Here is an 18,773-nt window from a genome sequence, read left to right as displayed (position 1 = left end):
TATGCAAATTATACAGATAAGTTCTATAGATTAGTGGAAGTCAAAACTAAAAATACACCAGTTGGTCAGGTTAATGAAGTTAAAAAAACTGAGTCTAAAATTAAAAAACCTAGTGTTCCATCTAATCACTTTAGATATACAAATTATATTTACTTTTCTAAAACATGAAAGGAACAATATAAAAATCGTAGATTTACAGTTTAATAAATCTACGATTTTGAGACATTTTCATTTGTTATTGACAGGGCCTTGCTTTCTAAAAACATAAAAAATAATTTTCTATTATTAACTTATTTAATAAATTTTATATTTATCTCAAATTTTGAAAATGAGACTTGTTGTATATTTTGAAAATTTCTCAGAAGAATAACAAATAGGAACTGAAATAAGTGTTGTGCCAATTAAAATTATTAAGGCGTATACTATATTTCTTATAAGTACTGGACTAAAATTTAAGAAGTTGTTATTAAATAATTTCTCCATAAATATTATCTGAATAAGATAATGAAATAAATAAACATATAATGATAATTTTCCAAGATAATCAATAAACTTATTACTATATGATGGAATAGATAAGAAAATTAAAAATAATGGAATAGACATAAGAAATGTAATAATATTTGATGTACTCATTGAAATTTTATAATTTATTACATTCATGTTGTAATACATAATAGGAATGTAAATTAGAAGAAATAAGAACATTGGAATAAGGAATTTTTTAATACCCTCTAAATTATAATATCTCTTAATTCAGGCTCCAATTAAATAAAAAGTAAACATATAGAATAAATTAAACATTGTAAATACTTGTCCAAATCTATATAGAGAAGTTGTTGCAGAAGAAAAAATAAATAATAAACATATTGATATAAATAAAAAAGTTGATGTAGTTTTGTTCACAAAGTCATTTAGATATTTAATAAATGGTTGTAATAATAGAAAACATCAAATATATCATCAATCTCTACCACCAAGAAATAAATTATTTACATGACCAAGTATATTTGTAAAATTATTAATTGAAAGACAAACTATTGTATTTATTATTAAACAACACATTACAATCATAAAAAGTTATAAAAAGTTATAATTTTTACTATCAACTTTAAAATATCCAGTAATAAGTATGAAAACGCTCATAGAAGCTCCAATAATTGGCTCTAAAAAAATAATATTTTGATAACCGAAAGCAGTTCAATCATGGTACAAAATAATTAAAAAAGCCATTAAATATTTAACCAATTGTAGATTACTATTATTTCTTCTCATAAATTCCCTTAAAATTTCATTTCATAATTTATTATATAGTAAAAGAGCACATAAATGTGTTCTTCTAATAATTAAATACTAAAGTCTTATGTAGCTCCAACATTTTTTCAGTTGAAGTAAAGTGATCAACTATCTGTAAAGCAAATTGTAAAGCCCCACCAATTGAACTTCCAGTAATGAAGTTTTTATCAGCAATTGCAGATATATGAGGTTTCTTAATTGCTTTTTCTAAATTAGAGGTGCACCCAGGATAATGTGTAACTTCAATCCCATCAACTAATCCTAATTTACCCAATATCTCTGGAGCAGCACAAATAGCTGCAATAACTTTATTCGCCTTTGCATGTTTTTCAAGTGCACTCATTAAAATTTCACTTTCTTTTAAATGATCAACACCAATTCTTCCACCAGGTAAAATTAAACAATCATATTCAGAAAAATTAATATCATTAATTAATTTATCTGCCATAATTTCAATATTTCAAGCACCCTTTACTTGTTTTGAATCGTTAATTGATACTATATCAACAACAGGAAAACTTTTAGGAAATAATTTTTCTGCTCTTCTTAAAACATCTACTGTCGCAACAACTTCTGTATCTTCAAAACCATTAGCAACAAAGATAGCTACTTTTGCCATTTTTTATTCCTCTTTTCTTTTAATATTATACTACTATTTTTTATATATAATATTTATAGGTGATTTCTATGGGAACTATTAAAAATTTAATACTAGTAACAAAAATATTTAAAAAAGATAAAAATAAAGATTTATTTAAAGAAAATAGTTCTTCAAAACTAATCCACAATCAAGAACTATTAGAAATAAATATAAGAACTATTAGAAATGTTTCTAAAAAATTTAGTTCATTAATTTTTAAAGATAAATTTTCTCCAGAAAATGGTTTTAGACTAATTTATTCGAAAGGATTCAATTCTTTTGGTTTTAAAGAAAATATAGACTTAGTTATTTGTGATGTTAAAAATAAGGTTATTGAAACTTATTCAAATTTTGGCCCTAACAAAATGACAAAATACTACGATAAGGCAGCATCAATATATGTTCTAGCAAATAATATGAATCAATATCTTAATATCAAACAAAATGATTTATTGAAAATTTTAAAATAAAATTGACTACCTAGGTAGTCAATTTTATTTTTTAATTATATTTTATTGTTATCTTGCAAAGATTCTTGTTCAACTTTTGACCAAAAATCCACTGCTAACATTTTATCAACAAATTTAGTAGAAACATGCAATCCATTAAAATAAAAGTGATTTTTATTATGATTTAAGCAAATATGAATAATTGTTAATGCTAAAAACCTGTGATTTTCGTCAATTAGTTCTTTTGAGGATTTTTGCTTAAATTCCAAGTAGTCATAATTTTTAATCAATAATTCTTTCATTGTCTCAACTCCAGGATTATTTCATGATGTTAATAAGTATTCTTTTAATTTAGCAATTTTTAATTTTCCTTCATTTCCTTTTGATAGTCAATAATTAATTATTTTCTTTTCAAAAATCAATGCAAATTTCTTAATCCCCTCATCTAAAGTGGGGAAAAAATATTGACTTGGCTCCAATTCTTCTTCAAGTTCAAAATGAATTAAAAGTCATGAATCTGGAAATTTAACTACACCTAATTGATCTGAACTTAATTGATAAACTTTTTCACTCATATTTAAACTCCTTTAATTTATAAAATTATATCATAATTATAAATTTTTCTTACTTCTCATTAGTTTTCTTTTATTTCATAAGAACTGAGGGAGATTTTTTTCTAATATTTTTAGTTGTTATAACAATTGAAACAAAGAATGAACCAAAAACAAGAATAATTGCCAATAATGGACTTCATCAAGTTAAACCAAATGGTATTGAACCAAGTTGTTTACTAATTACATTAAATAATATTGATATTATTGTGAAGTTTGCAAACACTCCTAATGCATAGAATAATGCAGATAATATAGTAACACTACCAAATGTATATTTAATAATTTTTCAATTTGAATATCCCAATGATTTCATAACAATCATAAATTTTTTATATTGATTAACGTATAAATCATTTATTAAGGTAATTGTTAAAACCATAATTATTATTAATAAGCATATTGCTACAGTGGCCACACTTAAAATTATAGAAGATAATTGGTTTATTAGAGCTTTTTGCTGACCTAATAAAACTGTTGATTTCATTTCAAGTGTACTTGATCCATAATTATTTCCATTGATAGTATCTTGACCTGCTTTATAGTCTCTTGAAAAAGATGCTTGAGTTGTAATAAAGTATGGTTCTTCTGCATTTGATAATATACCACTATACCACATACTTGGTCTAACACTTTTTTGAAAGTCATTATCACCATAAATTAAATCTTCAATATTATTATCAGCTTTTTCACTAAAGTCATTTGGATTTATATAATCATATGTTTTGATGTCAACTCCATTAACATTATAAGAGCCAACAGGTTTTGAAGTGTCTTCATATTTTAGATTGAATGGAATATATTTTGAAATACCATATCCACTTAAAATATTTACAATACTTTGATCTGCAATTACTATAGGTTTTCCATACACTCCAATTGAACCAATTTTTTTAAATTTTATTTTTTCAATATTTTTATTATTTGATATTCAATTCATTTCAACGTTTCCTAAAGTTATTGGACCATCAATTTCTCTTAGAGTTCTTGCAAAAAGGTTTTCATACCCTTTTGACATATATTCAACTGGAACTCCTGATAAATTCTCTTGCTCACGTTCAAAACTTCCTGATGCATCATAATATAGAGAATAAGGTTTGAATGCAAAATACTCACTATTTTTTTCTAAATTCGGGTTAATTTTTGCTCAAGCTTTTTTAGTTTCTTCTGGAACAAAATCTGAAGCATTATCTTGTCATCATTTACTACTATCTCTATTTCCACTCTGTTTTAGCTTCATAAAATTTTCTTTATAGATTGATGGAATAAACATTATTATATTGTCAAAAGAATAGTACGGTCTTATTTCAAAATCTAATTTTTCCCCTTCTGGTGTTGGAGTTGAATTTAAATTGAAAAATCCATAAGCATTATCTTTAAGTTTCATTTCTTTCTCACTGTTAAATAAATCAAATCCAGTTTGATCAAATATTGGAGCATGTGTAAATTTACTTGCAGATAGTCCATCCATATCAATAAAATGTTTAGAACTAGATGAGTTTTTATATTTTAATCAATCGCCATCGTCATACATTCATGCCTCATTTGGAATATTCAAAGCGTTTTCTCTTAATATAAGTCTATCCTTTTGAATTTTTGGACTTTCAAGATTATCTCAATTTTTATCTAATTCAAAATCTGTTTGCTCATTTGAAATAACAGGAATAGTTAAATTTTTTCCATCATAAAATCTACTAATTTCTTTTAGTTCATTTGGTTCAATTGTTTCGCCTTTTATCAATTGTTGCAAGATTTGAATTTGATAATCACTAATAAATAAATTTTCTCTATCATTCATAGTCATGTTATATGCATTTTGAGTTGATTGTAAACCAGTTAAGTCTAAGTTCCTATTATTATTTGTCGTAACATTTAGTCTTGTATAAAAGTTATCAACTCCTGGAATATATTTATTTATTTGTCAACCAAAAGCAAAATTATTAAGTCTATTTTCTGATCTAGTTACATATTGTTTTATATACGAAGGTGTTTGAGCAATTATAATATTTACAATTTGCTCTTTTCAATCTCCATCTGTTATTGATGAACCATCAATAAAGTTTATCAATAATTGTGGTAATCCATCAGTTAATAATCCAGATAGATCTTTTATTTTTTGTAATCTATCATCAAAGTTTTCTAAATCAGGTGAATTAGAGTGAATTGTTCATTCTAATATTTTTTGAATATCTGAAATTGAGATTCCTTTACCAACAAGCTGATTAATATTATTACCCAATAAACTTGCAATTATTGCAATTAAAGAGTTTTGTTCTCTTGAATTAATTTCATCAGAACTAGTTCCATTCATAAAACCATAAAGTCAATTTGCCTTTATTTGATTATTTCCTTCCTGAGTTAACAAGATTTGAGGTATTGCTGAGTTATCTGGAGGTGGTGCAAAATCAGATACACTTTTAGATATTTTTGTTATTCCGCTTCCAAAAATATTATTGCTGTCAAATAATGATTTCTCATAATAGTCAATTTCTCTTGTCGGTGATAAAGAAGTTTTTGCTAAAGGTGCATTCCCTATTAATTCTCTATTTTCAAAATAATTAGAATAATAAACATTTTTATAATAACTTCCTACCACATTTTGAACTAAACCTGGAATTGTTAGACCAAACGATACTAAAAAACCAGCAAAGAATACCGTTGTAGCTGAAAGAATTGTTTTAGAGAAACCAGAGGTTGCTAACTCTATACTAAATCTAGTAGAGAATGACCTTTTTCTAAAAATTTTATTATTAATTTTATCGACTCATTTAATTCTTTTAACTTTTTCCATTTTATGCATAATTTCTAAAGTCGGTTTTTTAACTAATAAAAACGCTGTAAAAAATGAAATTAAACATAAGAGTAATCCAAAAATTAATATAGATATTAGTAAAGCTACAGGACTAAAAACAATTAAATTTGATTTTCCTGAAGAAAATTGCAAGAATACTTTTGCAACAAATTCTTGAATAAAGGAACCTAATAGTCAAGCAATGGGAGCCACAAACATAGTTACAATTATTCCATAAGATATATATGAAGATGAAATTTCAAAATTCCCAGCTCCCATTGCTTTTAAGATAGCAATCTCTCCAGAATTTAGTTCAACTGTCTTTTTAACCGCTACAACAGTTGCTATTATTGTAATTATAAAAACTAAAATTGAAAAAGCATAGGAGAATATTTTAAACCCTAAAATTAACATTGGTGCAACAATTCAATTCAATTTAAGATTACTTGAATCAAATGTTGAATAAGTATTTATAAATGACACATCATTTAATTTATCATTATTTCCAGTTATAAAATTATATGAATTGTATATTTCAACAATATTATTAAATGAATAAGCTCTATATTTTTCTAGATTTTTTTTGCTCTCTGATATATCTTCTTTATTCTCAACAGTTAACATTGAATAAACAGATTTTGTAGCAATTTTTTCTAATTGAGTAGATATTATTTTATTAAAGTTGTCTTTTGTAGCAAAAATTATAGCATTCTTCTTATTATTTGGAAGTGGGTCTTGTGTATTCCCCATTGGGAAATAACTTAATGGTTCTACAGCAAACCCTGATATAACAAAGTTGCTTTCACCTAAGACTATATTATCCCCTAGTCGATATTTATTTGCCGTTGCAAATTGAGGATTTATTAAAATTTCATTTTTGGTTCTTGGTAAATTTCCTTCATATAAAGTTAGTCTATTTTTTAAATCATTATTAATATCAATAATTCTATAATTAACTTCTGAGATTACATCTGTAAATTCCATCTCAGCTCTTGCTTCATATTTAAAACCCATTGCCTTAGATAAAATTTCATTTTTAAGATAGAATGCTTTTAAAGCCGATATTTCCTCATAATTATATTCTTTATTATAATTATCAAACTCTTCAAAATCTCTATTATAACCAGCTAAATATTCAATACTATTATTCTCATAATGTCTTAAATATTTACTACTAAAACTACTATCATAATTATAAATTTGTCCACTTTCGCTTCTTTTAACAATAATTTGATTTAAACTACCTCTCATTCCATTTTTAAATATCTCCTCTTTTGAGTTTGGATATCTATCTAAATCAGGATCTTCTGAACCTAAATCAATATTGTTTTTTCATGGTCTTTTAGAATTATCATCAACAAGAAACTTATCATTAATCCTTAATTCTTCTTCATTTCAATCCTCGGGTAAAGTGGGATTAAATCCAAAAATTCACCCAAATATTGATAGTGCAAATTTTCTATTTTCAGTTTTATTTTCTTCTTCTGGTTTTTCTAACAAGAAGTTAAAGCCTATTTCATTATTTTCATTTAATTCATTAAATTCTTTAATTATATCTTCTCTTTCTTTTGAATTAGACTTTGCTATTGCTTGATTAATTCAATATGAAGGATATTCAGTTGTTGAACTTATTAATTGTCTAATAAAAGTTTCTAATGAAAAGTATAGATATCGATTATAAATATCAAAATCACTATTATCTCTTAAGTCTGCACCAAAATTTTTATTGCTAATCAGTTCTTTAGTTTTTAACTCATAAAACAAAGTGTTTTTGACATAACTTGGAGGATTTTCACTAAATAAATCTTCTAAATAATTCTTTTTTAGCAGTTCAATTGTTGGTAAATAAAAAGATGAAATTATCTGATTATTTTGATTTGCAGCGGTTTTTGTTAAATATGAGTTTGAAGTTGCACCTGGATAATAATTAACATCTAAGTTTGGATTTCACTTAACTTCATCTCTAATTGGATCATAGGTATATTGAAAAATACTATATCAATAATCTCTATGAGCTAACATTTCTAAAAATTTTTCTTGAATAGTTGAATCTTTAAAAGTTTTAGTTAAAAAAGTTTCTTCATAACCCTCACTTGAAAAATTTTCAAAGTGAGAAATATTATAATTTAAATCAATTGCTTTATTACTTCTTTGACTAGTTAAATCATTTGAATCTTTAACATACAAAAACTGATTGTTAAGAATATCCATAGGAGCAATTATATTTGAACCTTTTCCTTCTGATGAATTAACCCCTACTACTTGTTGGCTAACAAAATCAAATGGGTCCATTTTAGACATAGTTTTTTCATAATCTTCACTAATTCTTTTAGTTGTAGAAAAAGAGACGCTTAAAATAAAGGTAGCCAAAAAACTTAAAATTACAATTACAATAAATTGTATTTTAAATTTCATTACACCTTTTATACCTTGTTTTAAATATAAAAATAATGTCTTTTTCATTTTATCTTTCCCGACTTCATTAGTTATTTTTGAAATATTATATTATTTCAAAAATATTTTATCATAATTTAAAAATATAATTTAAATATCGGGGGATAAAATGAAAAAAATAATATCAATATTAGCAGTAATGAGTGTGACAACTTCTACTCTAAGTGTTACTTCTTGTAGCATGATAAATTTAAAAAAAGCATCAATTATAAATAAAGTTAATAATTTAACTCAAATATCTGAAACTTTATTACGAGGTTCAATGATTCAAAATGCAAGTCAAGAAACAAATACTGGATTTGCATATGATTCAAATTATTTAAATAATCTTGTCTATAGTTCAAAAGTAAATTCTTTAATACCTCTTTTTAATACAGGTCAAGAAACAACTTTAAATAACCTTAGAGATCTTTATTTTGATAGTCAAGATTTAAATAGAGCTGCAATTAATCAACTACAAGAAAATTTTTTAAATGATGAAGTTAAAGCTCCAATAACCTCAGTTAAAAATATTGCAGGAACTCTTATATTTGCAATAACTACTCTTCAATCAAATGGAGGAATTCATCCAAGTATTTCTGGTTTGATTCAAGGTGCTATACCTCAACTTGGTTTAAATGATGACTTAGTTAATTCTTTAAACAGTAAAAATATTCAACCAATTGCAAAATTAATTCAAAAAATTAATGAACCTTTATCAAAAACAATAGGTTTTTTGCAAGAGTCAAATGTTATTTATGGAGTTTTGAAGAATTTTTTTAATTCTGAATTTAAAAATGCTATAAAAGAAAAAAATATTGAAGAGATATTTAAATGAATAATAGATTTTTTAAATGAGGTAAATTTATCAGGAGGAGCCAAAATACTTGATAACTTAATTAACTCAATATTAATGGAAGATAAAAAAGCAGAAGAACTAAACGGACAAATGATTCTAAATGCTTCCTTGAATAAGTTTAATAATATTTTTGCCAGAGTATTAAATCAAGAAGATAAAATTATCAGCAATGAAGATATATATGATTTAAATAAAAATTTTGATAAAAACCTGGGAAAAATAATTGGGGAGTTCTTTCAGCAAATAGAAAAAAATAATCTAAATTTAAATATTGAAACAATACTAAAATTAGTTTTTGAAAAAACTGAAAATATTACAGATATCTTATTTATAATTTCTGGACTGCTTAAATATATTTCTTCAATAGATTTTGCAAGTTATATTCCACTATCAAATGATTATTTATTTGATAGTAAAAAATTAAACAATGATTTTTTAAAGGAGTTAAATAATTTAAGCTTAAAAGAAAATCCTTATAGTACAGAGAAACTTTTAAAAAATCTTTCTACAATTACAAGCATTGAAAAAAATTTAGATGGTAAACAAATGCAAAAACTATTTTATTTACTTTTTAACTCTGGTGAAAAAGTAACAAATATTGATCAAAATGTTGGATTAATAGGTTTAATATCAAAATTAAGTTCTCCAATACTAGGACAAAATAAAAAAAATAACTACTCGTCTCTTCTTTATGGAATTGGCAATGGAGTTGCAATTTGAAAAGGATGATCGTTTGGTGGAATTGGACCCGATCAAGTTGGAAATGTGCTTAGATGAGTAATTGGTGATGGTCTTGGATTTAATTCAGACTTTAGTGGTCTAAATAAAGTTATTGAAATATTAAATGGTATTGGTATTACAATAGATTTAAAAGTTAGTGAAAAGACAACAAGTCAACTAAAACATCTATTTAGCGCTATTTGAGATGAGGATTCTACTTTAATTGAAGATTTAACTGGACAAAAAATTAGTTTATACTCTATTTTTAAAAATGAAATTGCAAGTGGTATTACAATATCAAAACTTATTGATTTAATTTATAAAAATATAGCTCAAGCTGATCCAAATAATAAAATGGAGATTAAAAAAAGTATTGATAAAAAGGCAGAAAAATTAGCTATTGGGTTAGATATTATTAGTAAAGAAATTGTAAATGATAAATATCAACTATGATATAAAAGCAAAAATAGTGAAAAGCAATTCATAGAAAATAGTCTAACTGGAGACTATAACCCCCTACAAGCCTTAATTTTATCTTCAACAAGAAATGGGCTTTACTTAAAAATTAATGAAAACCCAATAATAGTAAATGAAAAAGTTAAAGGTTCTAAGGCTTCGATGTATGCTTTGGGAACTGATTTTGATTCAAATGGAAATCAAGTATTTAGTAATTTTAGACAATCTTCTATTATGCAAGGATTGGAATATATTTTTGATGATAAAGTAACTAATTATATTTTAGAAGATATTGTAAAAGCATTTAATGATATAAATATGATTGATACTGAGGTTTCAAATAATATCTATAAAAAATTAATTCAAAGCAAAAATTTTAAAACAAAAAATTTAAGTTATGTTAATATCGATAAAGCAGATTTAGTACAATCAATAACTTATCAAACTACCTACTTTGATCCCTTTAATAATAAAAGTTTTAACTATGAAATTAATCTAATTCTTAAACCTGATCAAGTTTCATGAAAAATAAATAATATAAAAAGAGTATAAATTTGATTTTGGTTATAAAAAGTTTCTTTAAGTAAAGAAACTTTTTTAATATATAATAATTATAATTAGAGGGAGTAGTCGGGGAAAATGAAAAGAATTATTTCACTTTTAGGAATAGTTTCAATAACAGCATCTACAGCAAGTGTCACAAGCTGCAGTACAATTAATAACAAAAAAAAGTCAGTTATTAATAAAGTAAATAATTTAACTCAAATATCATCAACTCTTTTAAGAGGTGCAATGGTGCAAAATGCTAGTCAAAAAGTAAATTATGAACTTGCATATGATGCAAATTATTTACTAGATTTAATAAACTCAAGCAGAGCAAAAGAACTTATGCCAGGTTTTAATACAAATTATCAAACAGATATGAGTTCTTTAAATAGTAGTTATTTTAATCAAAGTTTGACAAGAGAAGAAATAAATAAAATAGCTAAGGTTAATGAGTCTAATGATAACGGTCCTTTTCTTACAGATAATGTAAAATCTCCTGTTGGAGCTGCAGATTCAATTGGAAGTCTTTTAACAGTTTTTATAGGAATTATAAAGTCAAATGGAGGAATTCATCCAAATTCTTCAGGACTAATACAATCTTTTTTGCCTCAATTAAATCTTAGTGAAGATAATGTAGATAAATTTAGTAGCGAAAAAATGGCATCAATTTCAAATACTTTAGATAAATGAGCTGATATAATTGCCATAATAATAAAAATAGCTGTTAGTGCAAAATTACCATATACTTTAATTTCGAATTTATTAAATGTTAATTTTTTAACAGCTTTAAGAGAAAATGACTGAAAGTTCGTTAAGGAATCAATTATTAAAACTCTTTTAAATATAGACTTTGTATCAATATTAGACCTATTAGTAAACAGTATTTTAAGAGTAGATAATATTGAAAATCTAACAAATAAAAAAATAATGAACGCTGCTATAAAAAGATCAAATAATATATTTGCAAAACTTTCAGGCCAAAAAGATAAAGTTATAAAAAATACAGATGAGTTATATCAAGATATTGATTTTGATTTTGAAAATAAATTTGGCGATGTCTTTGCAGGATTTTTAAATAATTTAAATAAATTAGACACATCAAATATTTTCTCTATTATTTTTGATGCCCTATTTGTTATTTCAGCTATTTTGCAAAGAATTACAAGTATTGACTTCTCACAAGATACTCCACAAAGTCATGATGATCTTTATTCATATAAAGGAGAAGTTGGAAGAAGAGAAAAAAGGAATTTAAAATTCTTAAAAGAACTTGCTAATACTGAATTTGAAAATAGTCAATTTAGTACTAAAACACTAATCAAAAACCTTTCTATTGCATTAAATGCAAAAGATAATGATGGTTTAAATTTTGCAAAACTATTGGGATTATTATTTCAAAGTGGAAGTAGTAATAGTTTTGATATGGCAAAACCTCTTATTGGTGCAGCTGGCTGGACAATAAATTTACCACGTAAATTAGCGACTTTATCAGGAGATTATAAAGGTGTTGAGGGTTTTTCACCACTTCTTTATGCAATGGGTAATGGTTTTGCACAATGAAAAAATATTAAAATTAATGTAATTGCAGAGGTTGGGCCTAATCAAATAGGTAATCTTGTAAAAGCTATGATCGATGCTTTTATTGAAAACAGAAGTATTAATGGTTTAGACTCTCTATTTGATTTTTTAAAAACTTTTGGTGTTAATATTCCACTTAGATTTAATCAAGATGAAATGATGAAAAAATCTTGAAAAACTTTATGAAGCTCTGAATCAACTTTTTTGAAAACTATCATTGGAGGAGAAAAAAATATCTCATTGCAAACTATACTAAGTTCTCAAATATATGAAGGAAAAACTATTTCTGAAATATTAGATTTTATTTATTATTCAATTAGCTCAACAAATCCAAATTATAGAAAAATAAAAGATTTAAAAGAATCATCAATAGGACTAACTGATGGAATTAGAGATATTTCTTCAGCGTTGGTTGATGATAAGTATTCTATTTTTTATGGTCAAGATACTCCATATAAGGAAGGTAATAATAAATATACTTCTCTTCAAACATTAATGATGACAAATAATAAAAATGGATTATATATAAAATTTGATGACAAAAATAATAAAAATGTTAAAGGTATGAGATCTGCTATGTTTGCTCTTGGAAATGACTATGATGAAGATGGTAGACAAAAGAATATATTTAGAGAAAAAACAATATTAAGTGGTATGGAAAAAATATTAGATGACTCTGATATTAATGACCTCTTAGATCAAATACTACTTGGCTTTAAGGAAGTTAATAAAATAAAAAGTAATCTTACAACATATTATTATAAGCCTTTAATTCATAATGATAATTTTAAGACAAAAATTTTAAGTTATAATGGTATTGATGAACAAAACACTGATGCTATTATAAAATATAGAACCTTATATACAATACCTTATTCAAAAGCTACATTTACATATGAAATAGAACTTTTATTATTAAATGGCACTGATGAATGAAAAATCAGCTCAATTGAAAGAAAATAAAAACTCGTTTAAAATACGAGTTTTTTAAATATTACATTGTAAATATAATTGCTATAATAGTTCCTAAAGTTAAAGTTGGTAACAAAAATCATAACAATCATGTTTTTGATTTTCACTTTACTCCATAACCCTTCTTTTTATCTTTTTTAGGTTTCTCTTTTTTAGGAGGAACTATTTTAATCTCTACATTTTTATCTTTTGCTTCTGGAGGAGCTTTTCTTCATTGTTCAAATTCTTTAATTGGTTTTATTTCTTCATGTTTTTCTTCAAATTTATGAGGTTTCTTTTCTTTTGCTTTCTTTAAATCCTCATCAATGAACTGCTCCTTTTCATTTTCTGCAAGTAACGGTTCATCAGAATCTGGAAGCATTTCAATCTCTCCATTTGTTCTTCCACTTAATGTATCTACAAAGTGCTGTGCTACATCTCTATTTGTAGTTCCAAATGTAATACCATTTCCAAAACTATCATTTTGAAGTGAGACATAATGTAAGCCTCCATCATTTTTTGAAAATTGCAATTGAATTTTTTGCAATGAATACGAGTCAAATGGTAAATATCTTATTTGAGTACTTGAATCATCATCACCAATTTCTAAAGTAAAAGTTCTTTTAGATGTAATAAAAACAATTCCAATCATATTTTCATCATATCTTTTAAAACTTGCTCAAAGTGCTGATAAAACTATTTCATCTTCATCAATATAAGTTTCACTGTGTTGTCAAACTTTCTCTAAGATATTTTTGTATGTAGGCAATCAAATATAACCTTGTTGAGCTAATTCTTCTTTTATTTTGGCACTAGTTTTCATTTTTAAATTACCTACTCTCTATCTATTATTTTATCTTATTTCCTTTTGTAAATTTTATGTATATTTCCATTAATTTTTTTTCATAACTGCTATGAGGTTTAAAAGTAAAATAGTTTATATCTTTAATTTCATCTGGTAAATACTGCTGTTCAACTCAATCGTTTTCATAGTTATGAGCATATTTATAACCAATCCCATGGCCTAATTTATGAGCATTTCGATAATGATTATCTCTAAGATATGGTGGAATTGGAGGTGCTAAACCGTTATTAACATCTTCTATTGCCTTTTCTAAAGCTAAATAAGATGAGTTTGATTTCTCACTTAAAGACATTTCTATAATAGCTAAGCCCAAGATAATTCTTCCCTCTGGCATTCCTATTTGTCTAAAAGTTTGGCACGCTTGATAAACTCTTATTGGAATTGTTGGATTGGCTAGTCCAATATCCTCATAAGCCATAATAATCATTCTTCTCATCAAAACTTCAAAATCACCTATTTTCATTAATCTTGCTCAATAGTGTAAAGCAGCATCAACATCACTTCCTCTAATTGATTTTTGTAATGCTGATTTTAGATCATGATATTCATCACCTTCTCCTGTTCCCTTAGTAACAGCTTGTTCAAATATTGCCTCAATAATTTCATTATTAATTTTAATATCTGGATATAATTCGAGCATTAATTCTATTGAGTTGATAGCAACCCTTAAATCTCCATTAGAAAGCTCACAAAGTTTTACAAAGGCATCCTTTTCAATATCTAGATTAATTTTATTATTTTTCAATACTCTTTTTATGCCTTCTTTCATTTCTTCAATAGTAATTTCTTTTAACTTTAAAATTGTACACCTACTTCTAATAGCAGGATTAATTACAAAATAAGGATTTTCAGTTGTAGTCAAAAAAACTACAACTTTTTTTGACTCTATAAACTCTAATAAATAATCTTGAATATTTCTATTCATTCTATGAATCTCATCAACAATTAATATTAATTGTTCATCATGATTTGATGATTCAATTAACTTTTGTAATTTCTCTTTTTTATCATTTGAGGCATTAAAAAAATCATATTTTGCTTTAAGATCATTTGCAATAGAAATAGCCATTGATGTCTTACCAACTCCTGGAGGACCATAAAAAATTAAATTAGTAAGAAATTTTTTTTCAACAAGTTTTGAAATTAAACCATACTTATTATTAATTAAATGTGACTGACCAATGATATTTTTTAAAGTATCTGGTCTTAATAAGAAACTTAAAGGTTTGTTCATTTTTTTTAACTCCTAATTGAATAATAGCATAAAAAAACTAACCTTTTGGCTAGTTTTTAAGACTTACCTGCATCATGCAAATCTTTAAATTTTCCTGGAATCTTGATTAATTCTTTATAAGTTCCTTGTTGAACAATTCCCTTACCAGGAGCTAATACAAATATTTTATCAACATCTTTTATAGTACTTAATCTATGTGCAATTATTACTGATGTTTTTTCTTTCATCAGTTCATTTAATTGAACTTGGATTTCTTTTTCAACGATATTATCTAACGCACTTGTAGCCTCATCTAAAATTAATAACTCAGGATTTCTAAGTAAAATCCTTGCAATTACAAGTCTTTGTTTTTGACCACCACTTAGTAATAAACCACGTTCTCCTAAAATAGTTTGATAACCATAAGGTCAACTATTAATAATTTGATCAATTTGGGCCTTTTTACAAGCTTCATGTACTTCTTCTTCAGTAGCATTAAAATGACCATATCTAACATTATCATAAACATCACCAAAAATTATTGATGGTTCTTGTTCAACATAACCAACGTGACTTAAATAACTTTTTAAGTTAAAGTCTTTTAAATTCTTATCATTAACTAAAATGCAACCCTCAGTTGGATCATAAAATCTTAACAATAATTTTGAAATTGTAGATTTACCACTTCCAGTTTCACCAACAAAAGCATAAGATTTTCCCTTTTCTAAAGTAATATCTAAATTTGGAACAATGTTAACTTCTGGTTTCTCAGGATAATTAAATTTAACTTTTCTAAACTCAATTTTTGAAATATTTTCATCAAATAAAATCCCTGATTTATCTTTATCGTCAAGAATTGGTTCTTTTTCAATAACTTCATATATTTGTGCAGAAGATGCGGATGCTCTTGATAGACCCGGAATAATTGCAGCTATTTGTCATAAAGGACGAGTTAAACCAACCATAGCTGAAATAAATGATGGTAAAGTAGTTGTTAACATCTTATTATCATTAAAAAATTCTATTGCAATAGTTATCATAATTAAATTAATTAGAACATCTGAAGCAATTAAAATTGCTAATAAAGTACCATCTATTTTTGAAATTGGTTTAAAAGCCTTAATATAAGGCTTATGAAGTTCTTCTAATCTTGATTCTTCATATCTTCTTGTTCCTGTTGCTTTTACTAATTTAATTGCTCCAATTCGATCAATTACATCACCATTGACATCAGAAATTACATCTCTAACTTTTTTAACCTTTTTTTGATATTGAAGTGAAAACATTATTACAATAAATGTTAATGAATAAACACAAATACTTGCAACTAAAGCAAGTTGTCAATGAATTGCAAACATCATAGCTGTTCCCATTACAATAACTAATGGTGCTTGAATTACTCAAGCAATCATTCCTGAAATTTCATTTCCAATAACATTAGTATCTCCAACTAATTTTGTCATTAATTTTCCAATTTTTTTATCAGAATAATAACTAATGTCTTGCTCTAATAATCTTTTTATTGTTAAATTTCTTAACTCTACTTCTATATTTACTGCCAGCATAATTGAACATGAGTTCCTGATATATGTACAAAAATATAGCAAAATTAAATCTGTAGCTGTTATAGCCATTCATGCTTTTCAAGATAAATTTCAATACTGTCCATTTTGGGCTTGTGCTGCACTAAGAACATTTCTTAGAAATAAAGTATTTAAACTTACTAAAAATGCACTAAAAGTTACAACAAAAACTACGTTTAAAAACAATGCCTTATATTTTCATCCATAAATTAATACTATTCATGAAAATTTAAGTTTATTTTTTTCTTTAACTAATTTATAAACCTTATCATCTGGAATATATTTTTTAGATTCTTCTCTATTATCAGCAACAATTGCATCTCCAATTGGATTACTTGTTGCATTATATGAATTATCCATATAAATTTTCCCCTCTATTTTATATTGTTGATATATTATCATAAAAATATAAAAACAACTATTAGAAAGTTGAATATAATCCTCTATGTATAGAGTTAGAATAAAAAAATTCTAATATAATCTATATAGAAGAGGATTTTTTATATGGCAAATTTTAAAGGAAATAAATCAAATATGGTATCTTTGGAAACTAAAATAGAAGTTGCAAAGGATTGAGCAATTAATCAACAAAGTTGAAAGAAATTAGCAAAAAAACATAATGTTTCATATTCTGCTGCAAGAAAATGAGCTTTAGGATATGAAGAATATGGAATTGAATATCTCAAGAAGATTTCTTCAAGAAAGGGACAAACCGCAGGAATTAAAAAAATTGATATAGAGCTAAAAAATAACCCATTTAGAAAAGAGATTCTGGAACTTAAAAAGAAAAATAAACTTTTAGAAATGGAGAATGAGATACTAAAAAAGTTCAATCAGTTCCTGGAGGATTGAGAAAAAAACAACAATTAAAGTATAACTATATTGAGAAAAATAAATCTGATTGATCAATTATTTTTTTATGTAAAGCACTTAAAACAACACAATCAAGTTATTACAGGTGAGTAAAAAAAGAAAGGCCCTCATTTAATTATAAGTTTGATGAGGTTTTAGCCGATTATATTTTAGAGATATTTAATTATTATAATCATATTTATGGTTATCCTAGAATCAATATAGTTTTAAAGCGCTTTTATAATATCAATGTTTCAAATAAATTAGTTTATAAATATATGAAACTTTTGGGAATAAGATCAAAAATTAGAATAAAGAGAAATATAAAACCAAAAGAGATCAAAGTTAGAAATTCTAAATACCCTAATATTGTTAATAGGCAATGAAATAGTTTTGATAAAGGTGAATTATTTGTAACGGACGTTACATATTTGCCTTATGGTTATAATAAGTTTGCATATTTGAGTATTATGAAAGATGTTAATACTGGCTTTATAGTTGGATATGATATATCTATGAGAAATGATAATAAAATTTATTTTAGAACATTGAAAATGGCTGAAGGCTATATGCTAAAAAATAAGAACTTAATAATTCACTCAGATAATGGCTTTCAATATACATCAATTTTTAGTCAGATGTATTGTAAGATGAATAAAATCTCTATATCTTTAAGTAGACCTGGAAACTCACTAGATAATGCTGCTTGTGAAACTTTTTTTTCTTCTTTAAAAACAGAGTGATATCAAAAGAACTTGAACTCTTTTCAAGAAGTATACAATAATGTTTTGGAGTATATTCAATTTTATAATTTCAAAAGAATAATGGTAAAGCATGAAAAAACACCATGAGAAACATGGTGTTCTAAATAGAATAAAAAAGCTATTCTATACTTGACATAATATGCTTAACTATTAGAAAGTTGTTTTT

At 25.3% G+C, this 18,773-nt stretch carries 13 protein-coding genes and 1 pseudogene; 7 read left to right on the top strand and 7 right to left on the bottom strand.

The genetic code is table 4. The annotated features are described in order from the left end of the window. Both AAHM99_RS01970 and AAHM99_RS01965 read left to right on the top strand, forming a co-directional pair. Positions 1 to 204, top strand: a pseudogene (locus AAHM99_RS01970) (ISNCY family transposase); the annotation flags it as partial. A gap of 694 nt (positions 205 to 898) precedes the next feature. After that, positions 899 to 1,096 (top strand): hypothetical protein, encoded by a 198-nt coding sequence (locus tag AAHM99_RS01965; RefSeq protein WP_342275095.1) that lies wholly within the window; start codon positions 899 to 901, stop codon positions 1,094 to 1,096. On the opposite strand, the gene AAHM99_RS01960 is transcribed toward AAHM99_RS01965, so the two are convergent. Both AAHM99_RS01960 and AAHM99_RS01955 read right to left on the bottom strand, forming a co-directional pair. Next, complete coding sequence (locus tag AAHM99_RS01960) at positions 1,081 to 1,275, bottom strand: hypothetical protein (RefSeq protein WP_342275094.1); 195 nt, start codon at positions 1,273 to 1,275, stop codon at positions 1,081 to 1,083. The genes AAHM99_RS01965 and AAHM99_RS01960 overlap by 16 nt on opposite strands. Positions 1,276 to 1,339: 64 nt before the next feature. Beyond that, complete coding sequence (locus tag AAHM99_RS01955) at positions 1,340 to 1,915, bottom strand: DJ-1 family glyoxalase III (protein WP_342275093.1); 576 nt, start codon at positions 1,913 to 1,915, stop codon at positions 1,340 to 1,342. 68 nt (positions 1,916 to 1,983) lie between these two features. On the opposite strand from AAHM99_RS01955, the gene AAHM99_RS01950 reads away from it, so the two are divergent. Then, a complete protein-coding gene (locus AAHM99_RS01950) occupies positions 1,984 to 2,406 on the top strand; it encodes a hypothetical protein (protein WP_342275092.1) in 423 nt (140 codons plus the stop codon). Positions 2,407 to 2,441: 35 nt separating this feature from the next. On the opposite strand, the gene AAHM99_RS01945 is transcribed toward AAHM99_RS01950, so the two are convergent. After that, positions 2,442 to 2,960, bottom strand: coding sequence for a hypothetical protein (locus AAHM99_RS01945; protein ID WP_342275091.1), 519 nt, complete (start codon positions 2,958 to 2,960; stop codon positions 2,442 to 2,444). A gap of 70 nt (positions 2,961 to 3,030) precedes the next feature. After that, positions 3,031 to 8,250: an ABC transporter permease gene (locus AAHM99_RS01940; RefSeq protein WP_342275090.1), complete on the bottom strand. Its 5,220-nt coding sequence runs from the start codon at positions 8,248 to 8,250 to the stop codon at positions 3,031 to 3,033. Positions 8,251 to 8,350: 100 nt separating this feature from the next. Between AAHM99_RS01940 and AAHM99_RS01935 the strand changes: the two genes are divergently transcribed. Further along, positions 8,351 to 10,807 carry a hypothetical protein gene (locus AAHM99_RS01935; RefSeq protein ID WP_342275089.1) on the top strand — a complete coding sequence of 819 codons (2,457 nt, stop codon included), beginning with the start codon at positions 8,351 to 8,353 and terminating at the stop codon, positions 10,805 to 10,807. An 87-nt stretch (positions 10,808 to 10,894) separates the two neighbouring features. Beyond that, positions 10,895 to 13,342, top strand: coding sequence for a hypothetical protein (locus AAHM99_RS01930; RefSeq protein ID WP_342275088.1), 2,448 nt, complete (start codon positions 10,895 to 10,897; stop codon positions 13,340 to 13,342). Positions 13,343 to 13,373: 31 nt separating this feature from the next. Here the strand turns inward: AAHM99_RS01930 and AAHM99_RS01925 are convergent, their stop codons facing one another. Genes AAHM99_RS01925 through AAHM99_RS01915 form a run of 3 tightly spaced genes read right to left on the bottom strand, consistent with a single transcriptional unit; the run spans position 13,374 to position 17,351 of the window. Continuing rightward, positions 13,374 to 14,153, bottom strand: coding sequence for a hypothetical protein (locus AAHM99_RS01925; protein ID WP_342275087.1), 780 nt, complete (start codon positions 14,151 to 14,153; stop codon positions 13,374 to 13,376). Between the two features lie 25 nt (positions 14,154 to 14,178). After that, the gene (locus tag AAHM99_RS01920) at positions 14,179 to 15,429 is read right to left on the bottom strand and encodes a replication-associated recombination protein A (RefSeq protein ID WP_342275086.1); all 1,251 of its coding nucleotides are present in this window, start codon (positions 15,427 to 15,429) and stop codon (positions 14,179 to 14,181) included. A 56-nt stretch (positions 15,430 to 15,485) separates the two neighbouring features. Beyond that, positions 15,486 to 17,351, bottom strand: coding sequence for an ABC transporter ATP-binding protein (locus tag AAHM99_RS01915; RefSeq protein WP_342275085.1), 1,866 nt, complete (start codon positions 17,349 to 17,351; stop codon positions 15,486 to 15,488). 144 nt (positions 17,352 to 17,495) lie between these two features. Between AAHM99_RS01915 and AAHM99_RS01910 the strand changes: the two genes are divergently transcribed. Next, positions 17,496 to 17,861, top strand: a complete 366-nt coding sequence (locus AAHM99_RS01910) for a helix-turn-helix domain-containing protein (RefSeq protein WP_342274828.1) — start codon at positions 17,496 to 17,498, stop codon at positions 17,859 to 17,861. Further along, positions 17,840 to 18,715, top strand: a complete 876-nt coding sequence (locus AAHM99_RS01905; protein ID WP_342274829.1) for an IS3 family transposase — start codon at positions 17,840 to 17,842, stop codon at positions 18,713 to 18,715. The genes AAHM99_RS01910 and AAHM99_RS01905 overlap by 22 nt, the downstream gene beginning before the upstream one ends. Positions 18,716 to 18,773 lie beyond the last annotated feature (58 nt).

This window comes from Spiroplasma endosymbiont of Cantharis lateralis (genome assembly GCF_964030855.1).
In the GTDB taxonomy this organism is placed as follows: domain Bacteria; phylum Bacillota_I; class Bacilli_A; order Mycoplasmatales; family Mycoplasmataceae; genus Spiroplasma_A.
The sequence above is the reverse complement of the archived record's forward strand: the minus strand, read 5'-3'. Positions and strand labels throughout refer to the sequence as shown.